Annotated in this window: 19 protein-coding genes; 10 read left to right on the forward strand and 9 right to left on the reverse strand. The window is 61.5% G+C overall.

Annotated elements, in window-relative coordinates:
- The first annotated feature begins 201 nt into the window (after positions 1–201).
- The 3 genes from FCL40_RS01860 (at position 202) to FCL40_RS01870 (ending at position 4202) form a co-directional block, all read left to right on the forward strand.
- Positions 202–2781, forward strand: a complete 2580-nt coding sequence (locus tag FCL40_RS01860) for an acylase (RefSeq protein WP_136850779.1) — start codon at positions 202–204, stop codon at positions 2779–2781.
- 199 nt (positions 2782–2980) lie between these two features.
- Positions 2981–3217, forward strand: coding sequence for a thioredoxin family protein (locus FCL40_RS01865; protein ID WP_136850781.1), 237 nt, complete (start codon positions 2981–2983; stop codon positions 3215–3217).
- Between the two features lie 4 nt (positions 3218–3221).
- Positions 3222–4202, forward strand: a complete 981-nt coding sequence (locus tag FCL40_RS01870; protein WP_136850783.1) for a permease — start codon at positions 3222–3224, stop codon at positions 4200–4202.
- Here FCL40_RS01870 and yjjX read toward each other — a convergent pair.
- Entirely contained in the window at positions 4199–4732 is a 534-nt protein-coding gene (gene yjjX / locus FCL40_RS01875; RefSeq protein WP_229360249.1) for an inosine/xanthosine triphosphatase, read from the reverse strand. The genes FCL40_RS01870 and yjjX overlap by 4 nt on opposite strands.
- Positions 4733–4825: 93 nt before the next feature.
- Here yjjX and FCL40_RS01880 point away from each other — a divergent pair, with 93 nt between their 5' ends.
- From FCL40_RS01880 to FCL40_RS01890, 3 genes are all read left to right on the forward strand, one after another.
- A complete protein-coding gene (locus tag FCL40_RS01880; protein ID WP_136850785.1) occupies positions 4826–5614 on the forward strand; it encodes a sulfite exporter TauE/SafE family protein in 789 nt (262 codons plus the stop codon).
- 310 nt (positions 5615–5924) lie between these two features.
- Complete coding sequence (locus FCL40_RS01885; RefSeq protein ID WP_136850787.1) at positions 5925–7202, forward strand: aromatic amino acid transport family protein; 1278 nt, start codon at positions 5925–5927, stop codon at positions 7200–7202.
- Positions 7203–7271: 69 nt separating this feature from the next.
- Positions 7272–8636, forward strand: coding sequence for an L-serine ammonia-lyase (locus tag FCL40_RS01890; protein WP_136850789.1), 1365 nt, complete (start codon positions 7272–7274; stop codon positions 8634–8636).
- A 46-nt stretch (positions 8637–8682) separates the two neighbouring features.
- On the opposite strand, the gene FCL40_RS01895 is transcribed toward FCL40_RS01890, so the two are convergent.
- On the reverse strand, positions 8683–9288 hold the full coding sequence (locus FCL40_RS01895) for a hypothetical protein (protein ID WP_136850791.1): 606 nt from the start codon (positions 9286–9288) through the stop codon (positions 8683–8685).
- A gap of 44 nt (positions 9289–9332) precedes the next feature.
- The gene (locus FCL40_RS01900; RefSeq protein WP_169306968.1) at positions 9333–11699 is read right to left on the reverse strand and encodes an EAL domain-containing protein; all 2367 of its coding nucleotides are present in this window, start codon (positions 11697–11699) and stop codon (positions 9333–9335) included.
- Between the two features lie 208 nt (positions 11700–11907).
- Between FCL40_RS01900 and FCL40_RS01905 the strand changes: the two genes are divergently transcribed.
- The 3 genes from FCL40_RS01905 to FCL40_RS01915 all read left to right on the forward strand — a co-directional run bounded on the left by FCL40_RS01905 (position 11908) and on the right by FCL40_RS01915 (position 15733).
- On the forward strand, positions 11908–12165 hold the full coding sequence (locus FCL40_RS01905; protein WP_136850795.1) for a hypothetical protein: 258 nt from the start codon (positions 11908–11910) through the stop codon (positions 12163–12165).
- Positions 12166–12418: 253 nt separating this feature from the next.
- On the forward strand, positions 12419–13684 hold the full coding sequence (locus FCL40_RS01910; protein WP_136850797.1) for a dicarboxylate/amino acid:cation symporter: 1266 nt from the start codon (positions 12419–12421) through the stop codon (positions 13682–13684).
- A gap of 372 nt (positions 13685–14056) precedes the next feature.
- Positions 14057–15733: a methyl-accepting chemotaxis protein gene (locus FCL40_RS01915; RefSeq protein ID WP_136850799.1), complete on the forward strand. Its 1677-nt coding sequence runs from the start codon at positions 14057–14059 to the stop codon at positions 15731–15733.
- A 65-nt stretch (positions 15734–15798) separates the two neighbouring features.
- Here the strand turns inward: FCL40_RS01915 and accC are convergent, their stop codons facing one another.
- The 6 genes from accC to FCL40_RS01945 form a co-directional block, all read right to left on the reverse strand.
- Positions 15799–17145: an acetyl-CoA carboxylase biotin carboxylase subunit gene (gene accC / locus FCL40_RS01920; protein WP_136850801.1), complete on the reverse strand. Its 1347-nt coding sequence runs from the start codon at positions 17143–17145 to the stop codon at positions 15799–15801.
- Between the two features lie 10 nt (positions 17146–17155).
- A complete protein-coding gene (gene accB, locus FCL40_RS01925) occupies positions 17156–17617 on the reverse strand; it encodes an acetyl-CoA carboxylase biotin carboxyl carrier protein (protein ID WP_136850803.1) in 462 nt (153 codons plus the stop codon).
- Between the two features lie 14 nt (positions 17618–17631).
- Positions 17632–18093 carry a type II 3-dehydroquinate dehydratase gene (aroQ, locus tag FCL40_RS01930; RefSeq protein WP_136850805.1) on the reverse strand — a complete coding sequence of 154 codons (462 nt, stop codon included), beginning with the start codon at positions 18091–18093 and terminating at the stop codon, positions 17632–17634.
- A gap of 242 nt (positions 18094–18335) precedes the next feature.
- A complete protein-coding gene (gene arfB, locus FCL40_RS01935; RefSeq protein ID WP_136850807.1) occupies positions 18336–18755 on the reverse strand; it encodes an alternative ribosome rescue aminoacyl-tRNA hydrolase ArfB in 420 nt (139 codons plus the stop codon).
- 78 nt (positions 18756–18833) lie between these two features.
- Positions 18834–19253: a DUF2057 family protein gene (locus tag FCL40_RS01940; RefSeq protein ID WP_136850809.1), complete on the reverse strand. Its 420-nt coding sequence runs from the start codon at positions 19251–19253 to the stop codon at positions 18834–18836.
- A 396-nt stretch (positions 19254–19649) separates the two neighbouring features.
- Positions 19650–20084, reverse strand: a complete 435-nt coding sequence (locus FCL40_RS01945) for a hypothetical protein (RefSeq protein WP_136850811.1) — start codon at positions 20082–20084, stop codon at positions 19650–19652.
- Positions 20085–20285: 201 nt separating this feature from the next.
- Between FCL40_RS01945 and FCL40_RS01950 the strand changes: the two genes are divergently transcribed.
- Positions 20286–21329: an alpha/beta hydrolase gene (locus tag FCL40_RS01950; protein ID WP_136850813.1), complete on the forward strand. Its 1044-nt coding sequence runs from the start codon at positions 20286–20288 to the stop codon at positions 21327–21329.
- The last annotated feature ends 3 nt before the right edge of the window (positions 21330–21332 follow it).

Below are 21332 nucleotides of genomic sequence, written 5' to 3' on the forward strand. Positions count from 1 at the left end.
AGAGAATGACCAATCCCTGTCTCGGTTGCAAGTGATCACAGGAAGGATACCAGTTTTGTCTGAATCCGGGAGCCAGGCTCCTGGCATGGCTGGTTAACTTACTGTTAACGGCGTTAAAACTCTGTGGATCTATCTGGTCGGAGCTGCTTAAATGGGGGCTGGCTCACTGGGGAGGTGAGCACACCAACAAGGAAGATGATAATGATAAGATCACCTCTGTGGGTCGCCGTAGCCATGGCGACCGGCCTGACGCTGTCAGGCTGCAGCAACGATGATAACCGTGATTCCACCACTCTGCCCCCTGAACCCGCCCCCGAAGTGCAGGTGTTTGCCGAGAATGGTCTGCTGGATGTGCGCATCCGCCGCACCACCTTTGGCGTGCCCCACATCGAGGCAGACAGCATTGAGAGCCTGGCGTTTGGTTCCGGCTATGCCCAGGCTCAGGACCACCTCTGCCTGCTGGCGGACGGCATCATCAAGGCCAACAGTGAGCGCGCCAAGTATTTCGGCCCCCACAAGAGCATCGATTTCGCCACCGGTCTGGCCAAGGAAGAGGACAACCAGAATCTGATCAGTGATTTCGGCTACAAGGCACTGGGAGTGCGTCAGTCCGCCGCCGAGTTGATCGGGACCCTGCCGGACCGATCCCGGGCGATGCTCTCCGGCTTCGCCGCCGGCTATAACCTCTACCTGGCGGACCTGGCTTCCGGGGCGGTGACCACTCCCAACCTGCCCTGTGCCGGTCAGCCCTGGGTCAAGCCGATGGCCGACGTGGATATGCTGACCTACCTGTTCTCCATCGCGCTGCTGCCCGGTGCCGCCAACTTTATGGATCTGATCTTCTTCGCTAATCCCGGCGATGGTGACGAGTACCTGCCCCGCCCGGCGGCGACCGCCTCGGTGCCCAGGCAGGGACAGATGATGCTGGCGGAGATCCGCGCCAAGGCACAGGCCCGGGCTGCCACCCTGGCTACCCCCGAGGTCAACCCCAGGGAGATGGGCTCCAACGGCTGGGGCCTGGGTAGCGAGGTGACTGACAATGGCAGGGGGATCGTCCTGGGCAACCCCCACTTCCCCCATACCGGCCAGCTGCGCTTCTGGCAGTCGCACCTGACCATTCCTGGCCACCTCAATGTGATGGGCGGCTCCCTGGTGGGGATGCCCGGGGCGGTCAACATCGGCTTCAACCAGAACCTGGCCTGGACCCACACCTTCTCCACCGCCGAGCACTTCATCATGTACAACCTCAGCCTGAAGGAGGGGGATCGCCTCACCTACCTGTTTGAGGGGGAGGAGAGGGCCATCACTCCCAAGACCCTCACCGTCGAGGTCAACATCGGTGGCGGGGTGACCATCCCCCTGGAGAAGGAGGTGTACCTGACCGCCAAGGGGCCCATGGTGGAGGCTCCGCCAGCGCTGGCGCCCTTCCCCTGGGATGACACCCAGGCGTTCTTTATTCAGGACGCCAACATGAACAACGTGGATGTGCTGGAGCACTGGTCTGCCATGAACTTCGCCAGCAATCTGGAGGAGTTCCAGCAGGCGTTCAAGAGCTTCGACGGGGTGATCTTCAACAACACCATGTACGCCGATGATCAGGGTAACGCCTTCTACATCGATGACTCCACCGTGCCCAACATCGGCAGCGAGGCGGAAAATGCCCTGAGGCTGAGTCCGGAGCTGCGCGCCGCCCGCGATCAGGCTGGTTTCACCATCCTGCCCGGGGACGAGGCGCGCTTCGCCTTTGACGGCGCGGTCCCCTATGAGCGTGCCCCCAAGCTGGTGCGCCGGGACTTTGTGCAGAACTCCAACAACTCCTACTGGATCACCAACCCCGCCGAGCCCATCGAGCATGTCTCGCCACTCTATGGCAAGCGCCGGGTCCAGCAGTCACTGCGCACCCGGATGGGGCTGACCCTGATGAGTGACGCCCGCGGCGACGACGACAAGTTCAGCCCCGCCGAGGTGGAGTCGGCTCTGCTCTCCAACCGCGCCTACCTGGCGGAGCTGGTGCTGCCCCAACTGCTGCTGCAGTGCCAGGCTCAGGGGACGACGCCTGTGGTGGTCAGCGACAGCCTGAGTGTCAACATCACCCCCGCCTGCGCCGCCCTGGCTAAGTGGAACGGGGCCCAGAACCAGGACAGCGTCGCCGGTGCCCTGTTGCGTGAGTTCGGTTACCGCTTCGACAGCGATGTCCACCTGGACGTGCCTTTCGTCTACACCGACCCCATCAATACTCCGAATACCCTGGCGTCGGACGGTGCGGCCCTGGTGGCCCTGGCGGCGGCCAGCGTCACCCTGACCCAGAATGGCTTCGACCTGGAGGCGCCCCTGGGCCAGATGCAGTTCGTGGAGAAGTCTTTGCCCAACGGTCAGCCTTCAGGGGTGCGTTTCCCCTGGTCCGGGGCCAACAACTTCGAGGGGGGCTTCAACGTCTTCGCCTACACCAACCGTCCCGGTGATGACACCCTGCTGCCTCAGCACGCCTATGAGCCCGCCATCGATGCGGTCACCGGTCAGCCGACCCGCTCCGAGCTGACCACCGAGGGCTACCACATCGATTACGGCTCCAGCTGGATGATGGTGGTGGGCTTTGGTGATCAGGGGCCCGAGGGACGCGGGTTGTTGACCTACTCCGAGGCCTACAATGCCCACTCCCCCCACTGGGCGGATCAGACCAGCTACTACTCGGACAACACCGCCTTGAGGCCATTACTGTTTACCGAAGAGGCGATCGCCGCCGAGACTCTGTCGGACATCCGGTTGCAGTATCAGAAGTAACCCCTTCCCAGGGGGTGACGCCAACAAGAGGGGCGCCGGATGCGCCCCTCTTTATTGGGTTTGCCGGAACTGATCCGGATCAACTCCCCGACATCTTATCTCCTCTGAACCCTGTTTCCACTTGAATTGGAACGAATCCTGGCACAGTATGGGAAAATATATGGATATCCATATTTTCTGAATTTTAGAAGAGGCAAAGATGAAGATTGAGATTCTCGGAAGCGGCTGCAAGAAGTGCCACACCCTGGCGGAGATGGTGGATACCCGGGCCAAGGAGCTGGGATTGGAGTTCCAGCTGGAACACGTGACCGACATGGGCCGAATCCTGGACTACGGGGTGATGCGTACGCCCGCCATCGTCATCGACGGTGAGGTGAAGCACAGTGGCTCCCTGCCGGAGCGGGCGGAGCTGGATGCGTTGTTGAACCGGGGCTGATTCCATGTTCGAGTGGTTCGGTGAGCTGGCCAGTCTGCTGGTGTACCAGTGGCTGGGCATGGCACCACAGAGCAGGCTGGGGCAGGCACTGCACTTCTTCGTGGAGGACACCAGCAAGATTTTGGTGTTGCTGGTGGTGATGATCTACCTCATCGCGCTGGTCCGTGCCTCCCTGGATGTGGAGCGGGTGCGTCACTACTTGAGTGGCAAGAGCCGGGGTGCCGGCTATCTGCTGGGATCGGGTTTCGGCGCCATCACCCCCTTCTGCTCCTGCTCCAGCATTCCGGTGTTCCTGGGCTTCACCTCGGCGGGGATCCCCGTGGGGATCACCATGGCGTTTCTGATCACCTCGCCATTGATCAACGAGGTGGCGCTGTTGCTGCTGCTCAGTCTGTTGGGGTGGCAACTGACCCTGATCTACGTGGTGGTGGGGATGGCCATTGGCATGGCGGGCGGGGTCCTGCTGGATGCCATGGGGGCCGAGCGCTGGTTGCAGCCCCTGGCAGCCCGGGCGCACGCTATGGGCCAGCAGGCGGAGCCCCTGGACGACGATGAGGAGACTGCGACTCTGACCCTGAGGCAGCGCCACCAGTTTGCCCGGGAGGAGACTCAGGAGATTTTTGGTCGGGTGTGGAAGTGGGTGATCATCGGTGTCGGCCTGGGGGCGGCGCTGCATGGTTTCGTCCCGGCCGGCTGGCTGCAATCCCATCTGGGAGAGGGCCAGTGGTGGTCGGTGCCGGCGGCGGTGGGCTTGGGCATTCCCCTGTATGCCAACGCCACCGGGGTGATCCCGGTGATGGAGAGCCTGCTGCTGCAGGGGGTGCCCCTGGGCACCACCCTGGCTTTCTGCATGAGCACCGTTGCCGCCAGCTTCCCCGAGTTTGTGATGCTCAAGCAGGTGATGCAGTGGCGGCTGCTGGCGTTGCTGTTTGCCCTGCTGCTGGCGGGGTTCACCCTGATGGGCTGGGTACTCAACCTGGTTTAAGGGGACTGCCGCGAATTGGCGTACAGCTCCGGGTGGAGGAAGGGGGCCAGCAGCAGGCACAGGGTGTCGGAGTAGATGCTGGTCCTGTCCACCAAGTTGTTGGTGAGGATCCCCATGGCCCCCCCCTTCTGGCGAATGTTGTGGTCGTTGAACAGTTCATCCATCAGCGGCCCCAACTCCTCGCCCTGCTCCAGCCGGCGGCTGACCAGCTCCGGCAGGGGCAGCAGGCCGCTGCGACCGATCTGGGTCTGGTTGCCATCGCTGGCGGCGATGTAGGCGAAGGTGAACCCCTGACCGTGGATGCGATCATAGCCTCCCTCGAAAGCCACATAGAAGTCGGCGGACTCCTGGAGGATCGCCTCCATCCGGTTGATGGTGCCCACCCGGGTTTCGGTGTCTCCCATGGGCTGCTCATCCACCCCCGAGGGGACACTGAGGCCCTTGACCTGCCACTGGCAGTGGGGAAAGGCGCGCTCCAGGGCACGGCGGGCGGCGTTGATCTTGACCGGGTTGCATGAGGCGACCAGCAAAGTTTTTTCCGTTGTTTTTATCATCATCCGGTGTGGTTGCTTAGGGGAATATGCCACAATGGTCGTCAATCTAATCAGCAACTTCAACTAATTATGATCTACCTGTTGTATCTGCTCCTCGGCGCCTTCGCGGGCGTACTTTCCGGTCTGTTCGGCATCGGCGGTGGTTTGGTGATCGTGCCGGTGTTGCTGACCACCTTTAAAGTCCTCAACTTCGATGCCGCCATCGCCATCCATATGGCTCTGGGCACCTCGCTGGCCACCATCATTGTCACCTCCATCAACTCGATGATGGCTCATCACCGCCGCGGCGGAGTGGACTGGAGGGTGGTGTTTACCATGGCGCCGGGCATTGTGCTGGCGGCCTACCTCGGTGGTTACGTGGCCCACCTGCTGGATGCCACCATCCTGGCCTATCTGTTCACCGCCTTTATCCTGGCGGTGGCGCTGAAGATGTGGTTTGGCCTCAAGCCCAAAGGGCACCAGCCGTTTCCCGGTCCGGTGGGGTTGAGCCTCTCAGGCGCCGGCATCGGTTTCTTCTCCGCCATCTTCGGCATCGGCGGCGGCACCATCAGCGTACCCCTGCTGTCCCGGTTTGGCCTGGAGATGCGCAAAGCCGTAGGGATCTCCTCTGCCCTGGGGTTCCCCATTGCCGTGACCGGAGCCCTGAGCTACGCCATCAGCGGCTGGCATGCGCCTGGTCTGCCGGAGATGAGCCTGGGCTATGTCTATCTACCCGCCTTCGTTGGGATCATCCTGACCAGTTCGATCTTCTCCCGAGTCGGTGCCCACCTGGCTCATAAGCTGGACCCGAGAATTATGCAGAAAAGCTTCGCCGTGCTGCTGTTTATCATCGCGATAAAGACGTTGCTGACCAGTTAATCTGGGGTTCGCCGTTGTAATAAAACTACAGACAAAACTTTGAGAACGGGTCAAGATGGCCCGTTTTTTTTCGCCATATTCACCTGTTTCTGTTGTGGTCTTTACGCAAACCACCAGGATTAACCGTTTTTGAACGTTATTTTACAGGGCTTTTACCTTCGCATTAGGGCTGTTCATGCCAGGATGCAAGAGATCGATGTTGTGATCGGCTTCACGCAGGGAAATTCGGTTTGGGATCTTGATCCCATCAAAACTGAAATAAATCTTTATATTTGCCCTCGCTAACTCGAACTCTTTAAGGTGAATAATTATGCAGGCTTCAACCGCTGCAACCGCCACTGGCCGTGCCAGCAAGGCGGTGACCTATACCAAGCAGGACCTGACCTGGTCCCTCTCCATGTTTGGCACCGCCGTAGGCGCCGGTGTCCTGTTCCTGCCGATTCGCGCCGGCCTGGAAGGTTTCTGGCCACTGATCCTCATCGCCCTGCTGGTGGGGCCGATGACCTATCTGTCACACCGTGCCCTGGCCCGGTTTGTCCTCTCCTCCAAGCGCAACGACGCCGACATCACCGATGTGGTCGAGGAGCACTTCGGTAAAGGGGCCGGCCTGCTGATCACCATCCTGTACTTCTTCGCCATCTATCCCATTGTGCTGATCTATGGCAACGCCATTACTACCACCGTCGACAGCTTCATCGTCAACCAATTGGGGATGATCTCTCCACCGCGCTGGATCCTCTCCGGTGTGCTGGTGGCGATGATGATGGGCGTGATGATTCTGGGGCGCCGCCTGATGCTGCGTGCCACCGAACTGCTGGTCTACCCGCTGGTGTTCATCCTGCTGGCGATGTCCGTCTACCTGATCCCCGATTGGTCGATGGCGGCGCTGAGCACCGACAACATTCCGGCGATGGGCGACCTGCTGGCCGTGGTCTACCTGACCATCCCCATGCTGATCTTCTCCTTCAACCACAGCCCGGCGATCTCCTCCATGGCCCTGGCCCAGCGCCAGGCCCACGGTGACGATGCGGTGGCCAAGTCAGACATCATCCTCAAGCGCGCCTCGATGATGTTGCTGGGCTTCGTGATGTTCTTCGTTTTCAGTTGCGTATTGGCCTTGTCTCCTGCTCAGTTGGCGGAAGCCAAGGCGCAGAACCTGCCGGTACTGAGCTACCTGGCCAACCAGTATGACTCTCCGGTGATCTCCGTGGTGGGACCCCTGGTGGCCTTCCTGGCGATCTTCTCCTCCTTCTTCGGTCACTACCTGGGTGCCAAAGAGGGGTTGGCGGGGATCGCGAAGAAGAGCGCTCCCAAGGTGGTGACTGCCATGGGGGATAAAGGCTTTGACCGTGTCCTGGTGGCCTTCTTCTTCTTCAGTGTTTGGGGTGTGGCGATCATCAACCCCTCCGTGCTGGGGATGATCGAGTCTCTGGGCGCGCCGTTTATCGCGGCCATCCTGTTCCTGATGCCGATGTACGCCATCAACAAGGTGCCGGCGATGCAGCGCTACAGAGGCGCTCTGTCCAACATCTTCGTGACCGTAATGGGCATCGTGGCCATCAGCGCCATCGTGAAAGATCTGTTCTAAACGGTCATCTATGACTCTGAAGCCGGAGTCATCGGACTCCGGCTTTTTTTCAACATCGAGGTTTCTCCCATGTTCAGTGTGTTCGATATCTTTAAGATCGGCGTCGGTCCCTCCAGCTCCCATACCGTGGGACCCATGAAGGCGGCCAGGCAGTTTGTCGATGACCTGGCCTGCGCCCAGCGGCTGGAGCGGGTGACCCGGGTAGCCGTGGATATCTACGGCTCTCTCTCCCTCACCGGCAAGGGGCACCACACGGATATCGCCATCATCATGGGACTGGCGGGCAACAGCCCAGAAACCGTGGAGATCGATGCCATCCCCGGCTTTATCGCCGAGGTGGAGCGCAGCGAGATCCTCCCCCTGGGGGAGGCGCAACTGAAGGTGGCTTTTCCAAGGGATGCGGTAACCTTTCACTCCCACGCCCTGGATCTGCACGAGAACGGCATGAAGCTGCACGCCTTTGCCGGAGACCAGCTGCTGCTGTCCAAGACCTACTACTCCACCGGCGGTGGCTTCATCGTCGACGAGGAGAACTTCGGCCGGCCCAATGCCAACCTCAAACCGGTGCCCTTCTCCTTCGCCGACGCGGATGAGCTGTTGGCCCAGTGCCGCAGCAGCGGCATGAGCATCTCTGCCTTAATGATGGAGAACGAGAAGGCCTACCACGATGAGGCGGCCATCCGTGACGGGTTTGGCCGGGTGTGGAGTGTGATGCGCGATGCGATCGAACGGGGTTGCCACACCGAGGGGCTGCTGGCGGGACCGCTGAAGGTGCCTCGGCGTGCAGCGGCGCTGCACCGGCAGTTGATCGCCAATGAGCGTAACACCACCGATCCCATGAGCATCATCGACTGGGTCAACATGTTTGCGCTGGCGGCCTCGGAGGAGAACGCCGCCGGTGGCCGGGTGGTCACCGCCCCCACCAATGGTGCGGCGGGGATCATCCCGGCGGTGCTGGCCTACTATGATCGTTTCGTCGAGAAGGTGGAGGCGCCGCAGTACACCAAGTTCTACCTGGCGGCGGGCGCCATCGGCACCCTCTACCAGATGAACGCGTCCATCTCCGGTGCCGAGGTGGGGTGTCAGGGCGAGGTAGGTGTGGCCTGCTCGATGGCCGCCGCCGGCCTGGCGGAACTGATGGGGGCCAGCCCCTCCCAGGTGTGCGTGGCGGCGGAGATCGCCATGGAACACAACCTGGGGCTGACCTGTGACCCGGTCGCCGGTCAGGTACAAGTGCCCTGCATCGAGCGCAACGCCATCGCGGCGGTGAAGGCGGTGAACGCCACCCGCATGGCCCTGCGACGCAACTCCGATCCCTGCGTCTCCCTGGACAAGGTGATCGCCACCATGTACGAGACCGGCAAGGATATGCACCCCAAGTATCGTGAGACCTCCCAGGGGGGACTGGCGATCAAGGTGCTGAACGTCTGCTAGGTTGGGAAAACCCCGTTGTCCAAAGCCGGCCCCGAGCCGGCTTTTTTTAGTGTCCGGGGTTGAGGGTCAGCACTAGCAGCGGGTGGTCAGTGCCGCCCTTGAACTCGGCGCTGACACCGCTGCTCAGTTGCGGCAGCAGTTGCAGGCGCCAGGGGTCGACGGCATCATTGCCGAGCCGCAACTCCACCATACAGCGATGCCGGCGGCAGATGGGGGGGTGGGCGAAGGCCTGGGCCAGGGAGGCGGTGACGGACCGCTTGAACCAGGAGGGCCGATCCCACTCTCCCCATTCGGAGGCGTGATAGAAGTGGCGCCACTGGGCCAGATGCTGCGGGTCGTCCCGGCCGACGGGAAACTCGGGGTGGAGCCGGCGGAACTGCAGCCGCTCAGCGGCGCGGTCGTTCGCCAGGTAGACCCAGCCATCCAGGGTGAACATGGGCCCCATCTCCTGGTACTGCTCCATCAGCCGAGTCGGATCGGCTGGTGGCAGAGCGTTGGGGGGACAGAGGGGGCCCTTGGGCAGGGCGGGCGCCGCTCGCTCCTCGCCACTGGATAACTGGCGCTGCTGCTTTCCCGGGGCGGGCTTCCAAAACAGGATCAGCACGGCCAGGGGGAGAAGCCAAACTAACGACAGCAGACTCTGCGAACGCATCTCTCACTCCTTGAGAAAAACCATCTCATTGTAAATCGCTGCTGTCAGTGCTTGGTGTTCTTTCCGGCGATGTAGTTGGGCACATCCACTGCCGGTATCGGGTGACCCAGCTGAAAACCCTGGCCGAAGTGACACCCCATCTCGCGCAGCACCTCGATCTGGCGGATATCGTCGATTCCTTCGGCATTTACTTTCATATTCAAAGCGTTGGCCAAGTGTACTATGGCCAGCACCACATCCCTGGCCCTCTGCTCGGTGTGCACCTGAGAGGTGAAGCTGCGGTCGATCTTGACGATATCCAGGGGTAGCCGATGCAGGTAGTTGAGGGAGGAGTAGCCGGTGCCGAAGTCATCCATGGCCAGGCGTACGCCGAGGCGGCGGATCTGTTTCAGTACCACGGATGCCTGCTCGTGCTGCCCCAGCAGCGAGCGCTCGGTGATCTCCAGCCTTAGTGCCTCGGGAGTGAGGCCGGATTCCCGCAAGATGGAGTTGATCACGTCCAGGCTGTTCTGCCGGGAGAACCATTCGGAGCTCAGGTTGACGCTGACGCTCAGCCGAGCCATGCGGGGGTACTTCTCGTGCCACTTGGCAAACTGGTGGCAGGCCTTCTGCAGCACCAGTCGATCCAGTTCCAGAATCTGGCGGGTCTCCTCCATCACCTCGATAAATTTTCCGGGCAGTTGCAGCCCCTTCCTCGGATGTTGCCAGCGAACCAGGGCCTCGAAGCCCACCAGGTGTTCATTGTCCAGGCGCCACACCGGCTGGTAGTGGATCTCGAACTGATCCTGCTCGATGGCCCGGGCCAGTTCGGTTTCCAGCCTTAGGCGCTTCTGCGCTGCCTCACGCATGGTGGAGGAGAACACCACCGGCTGGCGACCGCCCTTGGCCTTGGACTGGTACATGGCCACATCGGCATCCCGCAAGATTTCTTGGGGATTGTCGTAGGCATTATCGCAGTAGGCGATGCCGATACTGCCGCCGCTGTAGATCTCCTCGTTGTTGATGAGGAAGGGCTGGGACAGCATCTTATGGATCCGCTTGGCGGTGTTCATCGCATCCTGGGGTTCATGGAGGCTGTCCAGCAACACGGCAAACTCGTCGCCACCGAGGCGGGCAACGGTGTCACTGCCTCGCAGGCAGCGCTTGAGGCGGGCGGAGACCTGCATCAGCAGGCTGTCTCCGGTCAGGTGTCCCAGGCTGTCGTTGACCATCTTGAACCTGTCCAGATCCAGATAGATCAGCGCGTAGTTGAAGCCGGGATTGCGCCTGCGCTGGGCGAACAGCTGATCCAGCCGTTCCAGCAGCAGGGCGCGGTTGGGCAGGCCGGTGAGGTGATCATGCAGGTTGTCGTGGCGCAGTTGACTCTCGATGCGGCGCCGCTCGGCGATCTCGTGCTGCAGGGCGCGGGTGCGTTCGTCCACCGCGCCCTCCAAGGCCTGCTGGGTCTCCGACAGGCTGCGATGGGCCTGCTGAATGATGATGATGTTGGCGATGTGGGCCGCCAGGTAGGAGAGCATCTGCATCTCCTCATCACCATAGAGGTTCTGTTGCTGATAATCCTGGACCACCACCGCACCGATTACCTCATCGTCGATCACCAGCGGGGCGCCCATCCAGGAGCGGGCAACCTGCCCCAGCTCTTCGGCGGCTCCGGTCTCTGCCAGGTAGCGGCGCTGGGCGGCGTTGAGTACCAGCGGGGCGCCCTTTTCGATCAGGTATTCGGTCAATCCCCTGGCCAGGGGCCGGGTCTTCGCCTGGCTGCGCTGGAACTGGTCGACCATGTAGGGGAACTCGAGCTGGCCGGCTTCCTGTTGCAGCAGGGCGACGTAGAAGTTGCGGCAGGGCAGCAGCTGCCCCATCAACTGGTGGAACTGGCTGCACAACTCGTTCAGCGGCAACAGCTGCCGACTCAACTGGGTGACCCGGTGTTGCACCGACAGCAGCTTCTCCTGTTGAGCGAGCTGATGCTCGACCCGCTTCTGCTGCTGCTTCAGCGCCAGCAGCTGGCTCTGGGCCTGACGACTCTGGAGCGCCTGACGCACCAGGTCGGCGACCTGTTGCAGCAGCCGGCTGGCGTCGTCGTCGTACCTGTGCTTGTCGGTGGAGAAGACGATGAGGGCGCCTCGGTGGCCATCGGGGTCGCGCCACGGACAGCCGATCCAGGCATGGGGTTTGGGGGGAAGCAGCTGCACCTGCTTGCTGAGCTGGCGGGCCACCAGGTCTGCCTGGTTTAGTACCAGGGTGGTGTCCCCCTTGAACAGGTGCGCGATCAGCCCCTGGTCCGACATCAGCTGGGCAGCACTGAGGGGGCTGCCCCGGTAACTGAGCGACGGACCGTCCAGCACCAGAAAATGGGGGGCGTGCAGCTGCTCGTCCAGCCAGCGATGGAGGCTGGCGAAGACGGCCTCCATCTCCGTGTCCGGCGCACTCAATTGGGCCAACACCGAGATCAAGGGTGCCGACGACAACGTGACTGGAATTTCACAGGAGGATGGCTGCATCGGCTGCGGTAAGCCTGTTGAAAACAAGTCGGTCAATGATGCCACTTTCACCAATTCATTGCCAAGGGAATAAGCGGCTAAACTTTATACCCTGGTGAAGATCCTGGGGGGGCGGACGTTGTATAAGAGCTTCTGTGGCTGGTGTTACACTCACACCCGGCACGAGAGGAGTTACGTAGATCACGGCCTGCACCTGACTCTGACCCTGATCACCGCCGGGGCGTGGAGCTTTGTCTGGGCCTACCTGGACTGTACCTCTGGCAGCTGTTGTCAATGCGGCCTGGGGGAGGGGCTCTCCGTGATGGGGTATTCCACCGCTTACCACCAGAGCCTGAGGGAGCGCAGTACCCGCACCAGCCGCATCTGGTGGCCCTAACCCCTGTTGCATCGGCGGGGCGGATGTTGGTTTTTTGCGGTCCAGTTGTGACCAGGTTTCCTCGGGCGCTGCGGGTCGGTAATGGAGCTGTTTCCCCCAGGTTCCGGCGAGGCTGATCCGGATCAGTGGCCGCTTTCTTAGCGCGGCTGGGATCACTTTTGAGGGAGATTCTCCGCAGCAGAGCCGGTGTTCAGGGTACAATTTCCCGTCGTTAGACCTCTCTGTTACCCAACTACAACTCCATAGGTTTCCTATGTCCAACTCAACCAATCCCCTGGCTCTGTGCTGGGGCAAATGGCGTGCCCTGCCGCTGTGGGCACAGATCCTGGCCGGCATGCTGGCGGGGATCGTCACCGGCATCTCTCTTGGGGAGAGCGCCATTCACCTGAAGTTCGTCGGCTCCCTGTTCGTCAATACCATCAAGATGCTGATTGTGCCGCTGGTGTTCTGTTCGCTGATCGTCGGTGTCACCTCGATGCAGGATACCCAGAAGATGGGGCGGGTCGGCCTGAAGTCCTTCCTGTTCTATCTGGGTACCACCGCCATCGCCATCTCCATCGGCCTGCTGCTGGGTAACCTGTTTCAGCCAGGCGCCGGGGTGGAGATGACCCAGGAAGTGGTCAGCAGCGCCCAGGTCAGCGAAACACCGAGCCTGGCCCAGACCCTGGTGAACATGGTGCCCACCAACCCCATCGAGGCCCTGGCCAAGGGGAAGATCCTGCAGGTAATCGTCTTTGCCGTGGCCCTGGGGATCGCCCTGGTACTGATCGGCGATCGGGGCAAGCCGGCGGTGCAACTGTTCGAATCGCTGGCGGAAGCGATGTACAAGCTGACCGACTTGGTGATGGCCCTGGCACCCTACGGTGTGTTTTCGTTGATGGCCTGGGTATCGGGCAAGTATGGCATCGATGTCTTGCTGCCTCTGCTCAAGGTGATCCTGGCGGTGTACCTGGGCTGTTTGCTGCACATCTTCGGCTTTTACAGCCTGCTGCTGGCGACCGTGGCCAGGATGAATCCACTGCGCTTCTTCCGGGCCATCTCCGAAGCGATGGCAGTGGCGTACACCATGTCCAGCTCCGCCGGTACCCTGCCGGCCTCGATGAAGTGTGCCCGCAGGCTCGGCATCAACAAGAGCATTTCCAGCTTCGTACTGCCTCTGGGTACCACCATCAACATGGACGGTACCGCCTTGTACCAGGGGGTGTGCGCGCTGTTTGTTGCCCAGCTGTTCGGGGTGGATCTGACCCTGATGCAGTACCTCACCATCATCGCCACCGCCACCCTGGCCTCCATCGGTACCGCCGGGGTACCCGGGGCCGGCCTGGTGATGCTGACTCTGGTGCTGACCTCCGTCGGCCTGCCCCTGGAGGGGGTAGCGCTGGTGGCCGGCATTGACCGGATCCTGGACATGGCCCGCACCGTGGTCAATGTCTCCGGCGATCTGGTGGCTACCACGGTGATCGCCCACTCTGAGGGTGAGGTGGCGGAGGCGGAAGCTGCCGTGGCCGCGTCGGCCTGACCCTTCACCGGCAGGCCACCATGAGGTGGCCTGCCTGCTCCCTACGACTAAAGTGTCATTTATTCCGGGTGGGATCGTCCTTGTAGATCCGCTTGCATTAAACCGGGATAAATTATGCTTTTCTAACTAAAGTAATGCTTTAACCAGTTGATTAACATCCATAAGGCTTCAGTGGTCTGAGGCCGCCTTCCCCTGCACGGCTCCCCCTGGTGTGCCGATTGCCGCGCCCATTTTCAGGGACGCGGTTCCCTGTCAAACCCCCTGATTGAGAAGTGGATCTCGTTCATGGTAACTAGCTACTTGATGCCGGTCACAGTGGCGGGTGCCGGGCCGGCGTCGGGGATTGTGTGTATTCGAGTCAGGAGAGGTGGAATGAATCGATTTGGACTGAGGGGCAAGATGCTGTTTCTTGCCTTTGTGCCCCTGGTGTTGACCCTGGTGGTGGTGTTTTCAGGGGCCCTCTATTTTAAGAGCCAGACCCTGGAGCAGCAGGTGGGCACCTTTACCCGGGACCTGCGGGCACAGAAGATGAAGCAGGTGCGGGATGCGGTCACCATCGCCTTGGCGTCGGTACGAAACCAGGTGCAGGCTCAGCCCGGCAAGCCCCCCATTCAGGTGGTGGAGGAGACCTTGGGCGGGGTGAGCTTTGGGGACGGCGGCTACTTCTTTGTCTACAACATGGAGGGTACGGTTCAGTTTCACGGCCTCAAGCCCCAGACCAAGGGGGAGAACCAGCTGCACCTGAAGGATCCCAATGGCACCGCCTTTATCGCCGAGCTGGTGAAGGCGGCCAATTCTGGCGGCGGTACCGCGTCCTACTTCTATCAGAAGCCCGGTTCAGCGGGGTTGGTGGAGAAGATCAGCTATGTCCTGCCTCTGTCCGAGTATGGCTGGTTCCTGGGAACTGGCGTCTATGTGGATGAGATCGACGCGGCGGTGACCGACTTCAAGGGGAACGCCCGGATCATGGCGGACAGGGAGAGCCTGACCACCGGCCTGTTGGCCTTGACGATCCTGGTGCTGGCCCTGGTGGCCATCCTCTACGTGTCGAGACGCACCGTGGCACCGGTCAATGCCATGCTTCTCAACCTGCGGGAGATCGCCCAGGGCGAGGGGGATCTGACCAAGCGGCTGGAGGTCAAGGGGCAGGATGAGATCGCCCTGCTGGCCGAAGCGTTCAACCAGTTCACCTCCAGGTTGCAGCAGACCATCCGCGAAGTGGCCGAGGCCACCGAACAGGTGGGGATGGCGGTGGACAACATCAACGATCAGACCGCCACCATCAGCCGTCAGCTGGCGACCCACAACGACGAAACCGAACAGGTGGTGACCGCGGTGACCGAGATGAGCACCGCCGCCGCCCAGATTGCCGGCAACGCCAACCAGGTAGCGGACGCCACCCAGTCCGCCGCCGATGACGCCGGCACCGCCCAGACCAAGCTGGGGCACTCGGTGACCTCCATCAACGCCCTGGTGGGCGAGGTGGACCTGGCGGCCCGGCACATCGACCGCCTCAACGAGCAATCCACCAAGATCCACAGCGTCCTCGGGGTGATCGGCGACATCGCCGATCAGACCAACCTGCTGGCGCTCAACGCCGCCATCGAGGCGGCCCGGGCCGGCGATCAGGGCCGGGGCTTCGCCGTGGTGGCGGACGAGGTGCGGGGTCTGGCCAGCCGCACCCAGACCAGTACCCTGGAGATCAAGGAGATGCTCGATGAGCTGCATCAGTCGGTCTCCAGGGCGGTGGAGACCATGGGCAACAGCCAGCAGAATTGTGAGACCACGGTGAGTGCCTCTTCCGAGATCACCACCAGCCTCAATGCGGTCTCCGGTGCGGTGAACGAGATCAACGACATGACCAGCCAGATCGCCACCGCCGCCACCGAGCAGAGCTCGGTGACCGAGGAGATCAACCGCAACATGGTGGCCATTCGCGACATCGTCGGCGAACTGGTGCACGCCAGCGAGCAATCGTCCCGGGTGTCGGAGCAATTGGGGCTGTCCGGCCACCGGCTGCGCCAGTTAGTGGGCCAGTTCAAGATCTGACCCCGGCGGCCAGGCATAGAAAAGAGGACCCTGAGGTCCTCTTTCTTCCTGGCCGAGCGTCTTCCTTAGGAGGAAGCGTCCAGCTTCTTCTCCAGGTAGTGGATGTTGGTGCCACCGTTCTGGAAGTTTTCGTCAGCCATGATCTTCTGCTGCAGCGGCACGTTGGTCTTGATGCCACCCACCACCAGTTCGCGCAGGGCGTTCTTCATCCGGGCAATGGCGATGTCCCGGTTCTCACCGAAGGTGATCAGCTTGCCGATCATGGAGTCGTAGTGAGGCGGTACCTTGTAACCGGCGTAGATGTGGGAGTCCCAGCGGATCCCCATGCCACCGGGCGGGTGGAACCGGTCGATGTTGCCGGGGGAGGGGATAAAGCTCTCCGGATCCTCGGCGTTGATGCGGCACTCGATGGCGTGACCGCGAACCTGCACCTGGTCCTGGGTAATGGACAGGGGCTGGCCGGCGGCGATGCGCAGCTGCTCCTTGATCAGGTCCACGCCGGTGACCATCTCGGTCACAGGGTGTTCCACCTGGATACGGGTGTTCATCTCAATAAAGTAGAACTCGCCGTTCTCATACAGGAACTCGAAGGTACCGGCACCACGGTAGTTGATGTCGACACAGGCACGGGCACAGCGTTCGCCGATGTACTTGCGCATCTCCTCGGTGATGCCCGGAGCTGGCGCTTCCTCAACCACCTTCTGATGACGACGCTGCATGGAGCAGTCACGTTCCGCCAGGTGGATGGCGTTGCCCTGGCCATCGGCCAGTACCTGCACCTCGATATGGCGGGGATTTTCCAGGAACTTCTCCATGTATACCATGGGGTTGCCAAAGGCAGCACCGGCTTCCGCCTGGGTCAGTTCGATGGATTTCAGCAACTCGGCCTCGGAGCGTACCACTCGCATGCCGCGCCCACCGCCGCCCCCGGACGCCTTGATGATCACCGGATAGCCGATGCGCTTGGCGATCTGGATGTTGGTTTTGGGATCGTCACCCAGGGGACCGTCGGAACCGGGCACACAGGGAACGCCGGCCTTCTTCATGGCGGTGATGGCGGACACCTTGTCCCCCATCAGGCGGATCACCTCGGGGGAGGGGCCGATGAAGATGTAGCCGCTCTTCTCCACCTGTTCGGCGAAGTCGGCGTTTTCCGCCAGGAAGCCGTAGCCGGGGTGGATGGCAACGGCGTCGGTCACCTCGGCGGCGGAGATGATGGCGGGAATATTCAGGTAGCTCTCTGTGGCCGGGGCCTTGCCGATGCAGATGGTCTCATCGGCCAGCAGCACATGCTTAAGATCCCGGTCTGCGGTGGAGTGAACGGCCACCGTCTTGATACCCAGTTCGCGACAGGCGCGCAGGATTCGCAGGGCGATCTCTCCGCGGTTCGCAATGACCACTTTGTCCAGCATAGTGACTTCCTTACTCGATGATGAACAGCGGCTCGTCAAACTCAATGGAGTCGCCATTTTCCACCAGGATCTGCTTAACCACACCAGCCTTGTCGGCTTCGATCTGGTTCATCATCTTCATCGCTTCGATGATGCACAGGGTGTCGCCCACGGCGACGGTGTCACCCACCTCGACAAACGGCTTGGCGGCAGGGCTGGGGGAGCGGTAGAAGGTGCCGACCATGGGGGATTTCACCTGATGACCGGACAGGGCCGGGGCGGCTTCGGCGGCGGGTGCCGCGGCGGGGGCGGCAGCCGCGGCTACCGGAGCCGGTGCCATCATATGGGGCTCGGCCACGGTGTAGGAGGCGGCCATGGGCGCATTGCCGGTGCGGCTGATGCGTACGGACTCTTCCCCTTCGGCAATCTCCAGCTCGGCGATGCCAGATTCCTGTACCAGTTCGATCAGTTTCTTGATTTTGCGAATATCCATAGTGGTTCTCTTATTCAGCTGCGCTCGTACTCGTCCGCACGATTCAAGTAATTAACCGCACTTTGCAGTGCAAATTGGTATCCGTCCGCGCCCAGACCACAGATCACTCCTACGGCCACATCGGAAAAGTAGGAGTGGTGCCTGAAAGGCTCCCGGGCGTGGACATTCGACAGATGTACTTCGATAAAGGGGGTGGAAACCGACAGGATGGCGTCCCGCAGGGCCACACTGGTGTGGGTAAAAGCGGCCGGGTTGATGATGATGAAATCCACCTCGGCGGCGTGGATGGCATCGATCAGTTCGGCTTCCGCATTACTCTGGATATGACTCAGGCTAACTTGATGATCTTCGGCAACTTTGGTCAGACCAGTGACGATCTCATCCAGGGTTGTGCTGCCGTAGTGGCCCGGTTCACGCCGTCCCAGCATGTTCAGGTTCGGGCCATTGACTAGCAAGATCCGCTTTTGCTTCGACATTTTGCGCCTATCCTCTGCGAAATTGGGCATAAAATCGGTGTAAATCGTTAGGCACCGAAAAATGCGTCAGTTTCACACCCTTGAGTTTCAGTGACTGCCATTATAACTACATCAACGAAAATGGCAGCATTTTACTGGTCTAATCACGTGAGTTGCCCACAGTGTTAATAGCGGCGGTGAGCCCGTACGAATGAAGCGGTATCTCCCGCCAAGGGGACAAAAAGGTTGAACGGCGGTTGGGTTTAATCCTTTGGAGGGGAGCGCCTCAGTTGTTTGCGCTGACTTTGACGACTTTTGCCGTCCAGGCGTCGTCGGACGCTGGCCTTAGTGGGCTTGGTGGCGTGGCGGGCCTTGGGGCGAAAGGCGGCTTTTTTCAGCAAGGTTTCCAGGCGATCCAGGGCATCCTGGCGGTTCATCTCCTGGCTGCGAAACTGCTGCGCCTTGATGAGGATCTTCCCCCCTGGGGTGATATTGGGGTGGGAGAGCCGATCCAGTCCCTCCTTGTAGTGCTGGGGCAAGGTCGGGGAGTTGCGGTAGTCGAAGACCAGCTGGATGGCGGTGGAGACCTTGTTGACGTTCTGTCCACCGGGTCCCGAAGCACGGATCGCCTGAAACTCCAGTTCGGAGGCGGGGATGGTCAGTCGGTTGGATAGGGTCAGCATGGGTCATCACCGGAGAAAACCGTCATTATACCAACCCTGGGCGGTGATGTAAGGCGGCCCGGGGGCCGCCATGGGGAATCATTCGCTGAGCAGCTTGGCGACGGCGCCCTGGCCCAGATAGGCTTGATGGGCAACGGTCTGTCCGTTGCGCTGAATGTCAAATTTTGGATTGTGGGCAAACGCCTTGGCCCGGTTCAGAGCCATCGGCAGATCGGCATTCAGTCGATAGCTGGAGCTGCCGTCGACTTCAAACACCACATAAATGGGAGCGGACACCACCATCTCGTGATGCTCGGGGTGAACACGGTAGGGGTTGGCATATCTCAGGGTCACCACCTGCTTACCCTGTTCCAGGTTCAGGGTGGCGTCAAAGGCGGATACCGGGTTGCCGTTGACATTGGTGGCGTAGAAGCCCTTAGGCAGGTGCAGGCTGCTGGCGGAGGCGGCGGCGGTCAGCAGCAGGGTGGTAGCCAGGGTGGCCAGAGAGCGTAAGCGCATACAGATACTCCTTCCTTCATTACTGCGCGGGTGGCACCCCTTGACAGCCGGGGCACTCCGGATCGCATTACCGGTGGCTCTCCTGCCGGACCGGAAGCGGACCTTGTGATTTTAGTGTGGGCCCGAAATGCGACATGGATCACGTTTTACCATTTTGTTATCGAAAAGTGAACTCTTGCGCGACTTCGGTGGGATCGTTGGCTAGAGCGCCAGAGTATCGTCCTGACAAAGGTGGCAGGGGTGGGGTGATCTGTGGTGATGTGGGCCCTGAGCGGTTAGGCAGGGGCCCCGTCATTGGTGAAAAAGCGACATCACTCCGAATATTAACAACTGACGAGGGATGGTGAGCACTCAGCAGGCCGGGCACAGGGCTTGGTGCCGAGGGGGCGAGCCAGCCTAGAACACCAGCCCGGGCACCCGCAGTTCACACAGTTTGTCGTTCTCGGGATCCTCCGAGCCGAAGAACTTGGCGGAATAACGGCCATTGGCGTCGCTCACGGTCAGGGCCTCCCGAGTACCGCGATCCAGTTTGATCATCTGGCAGTGGATACCACCATCCCGTTGACTGACACAGGCTTTGACCACCAGCCGCAGCGGACAGTGGTTGAAGTAGGTCACCTGCAGCGCCCGATCGCCGGGTTCAGACCAAACGGCGAGCTCCTTCAGGCAGTCGCGCTCCAGATCGTAATAACAGCCAAAGCTGTCGGTGGAGACTCGGGTCGCATCGGTGAGAGGTTCGATATAGAAGGAGCCGGTATTGCTGCAGCCGCCGATCAACAACGGCAGGGCCAGCAGGGTGTGGCGGGCAAAGTTCAGGGCTGAGTGGGTCATTGGCTTGGATCTCGTTGCCGGTTTCGCTGAAGATAAATAACCACTTTCTCCCCATCTCGGGGTTGATGGGGGTCAAACTCCGGGCAGATTGTCTCGCGACGATCCGGCGCCGCGCCCCCGGCGGTTCAGGGGGCGAGCGTTCTCAACGGCAGGCAATTCTGTTATTTTCTTCGCCCACCGGTGAGAGGACAGGGGCTTTCAGTGACACCACTTCGTATTCTCGCCGGGCCCGAAGCCCGGCGACAACTGGCAGAGCATGGCTGGCAGCCAGTGCTGTTCGATCGCTTTATCGCCGCGTCCGGCGGCCCCAAGTGGCTGCCCATGGCGGCCCTGGATCGGACCCTGATGACCCGCTGGATCCCTGCGGGCCAAAGGATGCGGCTGCTGGGTACCTCCTCCGGCGGATGGCGCTGCGCCGCCCTGTGTCACCCTGAGGCGGCCGAGGCACACCGGCGCCTGCAACATGCCTATATCGACCAGCGTTACGAGCGGCGTCCCGGTGAACAGGAGGTGCGTCACAACTGTGTCGGCATCATGCGGGCCCTGGTCGGCGAGTCGGGCTTCGGGGCGCTGCTCAGCCGGCCCGATCGGGTGCTCAACCTGATCGCCTGCCGCTGGAAGGGGCAAAGGGTCCGGCGCCCGGTCGCCCAGGCGCTGAGCCTCGCCCTGACCGCGACTCTCAACCTGGCCAGTCGCCGCCTGATTCAGGCCCAGTGGGAGCGCTGGCTCTTCTCCGCCGACCATGGCGGCTTTTCCGAGGCCGGGGAGTTGTCCACCCACCATGCCGAGCTCGGCCCGGACAACCTGGAGGCCGTGTTGCTGGCCACCGGCAGCATCCCCCTGCTCTCCCCCGGGGAGCTGGACATCCCTGGAGCCCGGTCGGGGCGCTACATGGATGGCGGCATCACCGATTACCACCTGGACCTGCCGGTGCTGCGCCAGGGGGGGCTGGTTCTCTATCCCCATTTCCACCCCTATGCCCTGCCGGGCTGGTTTGACAAACCCCTCAAGGGGCGGCGAGCCGGGGCCAACTTCGACCGGGTGGTGATGCTGGTCCCCTCCGACGACTTCGTGGCTTCTCTGCCGGGGGCGAAGATCCCCGATCGGGATGATTTCAAGGTGCTGGCGAACGATGAGCGCATCGAACGTTGGCAGGCGGTGGTCGAGGCCGGGGAGCAACTGGCCCACGCCTTTACCGCCATGGTGAGCGGTGAGGTGCCGTTGCCGATAGAGCCTATCGATTAGGGT

It is taken from the genome of Ferrimonas sediminicola, assembly GCF_005116715.1.
Classification (GTDB): domain Bacteria; phylum Pseudomonadota; class Gammaproteobacteria; order Enterobacterales; family Shewanellaceae; genus Ferrimonas; species Ferrimonas sediminicola.

Coding starts and splice junctions, on each gene's coding strand:
- FCL40_RS01860 (WP_136850779.1), top strand. CDS start 202: ATGATAAGATCACCTCTGTGGGTCGCCGTAGCCATGGCGACCGGCCTG.
- FCL40_RS01865 (WP_136850781.1), top strand. CDS start 2,981: ATGAAGATTGAGATTCTCGGAAGCGGCTGCAAGAAGTGCCACACCCTG.
- FCL40_RS01870 (WP_136850783.1), top strand. CDS start 3,222: ATGTTCGAGTGGTTCGGTGAGCTGGCCAGTCTGCTGGTGTACCAGTGG.
- FCL40_RS01880 (WP_136850785.1), top strand. CDS start 4,826: ATGATCTACCTGTTGTATCTGCTCCTCGGCGCCTTCGCGGGCGTACTT.
- FCL40_RS01885 (WP_136850787.1), top strand. CDS start 5,925: ATGCAGGCTTCAACCGCTGCAACCGCCACTGGCCGTGCCAGCAAGGCG.
- FCL40_RS01890 (WP_136850789.1), top strand. CDS start 7,272: ATGTTCAGTGTGTTCGATATCTTTAAGATCGGCGTCGGTCCCTCCAGC.
- FCL40_RS01895 (WP_136850791.1), bottom strand. CDS start 9,288: ATGCGTTCGCAGAGTCTGCTGTCGTTAGTTTGGCTTCTCCCCCTGGCC.
- FCL40_RS01900 (WP_169306968.1), bottom strand. CDS start 11,699: ATGGAGGCCGTCTTCGCCAGCCTCCATCGCTGGCTGGACGAGCAGCTG.
- FCL40_RS01910 (WP_136850797.1), top strand. CDS start 12,419: ATGTCCAACTCAACCAATCCCCTGGCTCTGTGCTGGGGCAAATGGCGT.
- FCL40_RS01915 (WP_136850799.1), top strand. CDS start 14,057: ATGAATCGATTTGGACTGAGGGGCAAGATGCTGTTTCTTGCCTTTGTG.
- accC (WP_136850801.1), bottom strand. CDS start 17,145: ATGCTGGACAAAGTGGTCATTGCGAACCGCGGAGAGATCGCCCTGCGA.
- accB (WP_136850803.1), bottom strand. CDS start 17,617: ATGGATATTCGCAAAATCAAGAAACTGATCGAACTGGTACAGGAATCT.
- aroQ (WP_136850805.1), bottom strand. CDS start 18,093: ATGTCGAAGCAAAAGCGGATCTTGCTAGTCAATGGCCCGAACCTGAAC.
- arfB (WP_136850807.1), bottom strand. CDS start 18,755: ATGCTGACCCTATCCAACCGACTGACCATCCCCGCCTCCGAACTGGAG.
- FCL40_RS01940 (WP_136850809.1), bottom strand. CDS start 19,253: ATGCGCTTACGCTCTCTGGCCACCCTGGCTACCACCCTGCTGCTGACC.
- FCL40_RS01945 (WP_136850811.1), bottom strand. CDS start 20,084: ATGACCCACTCAGCCCTGAACTTTGCCCGCCACACCCTGCTGGCCCTG.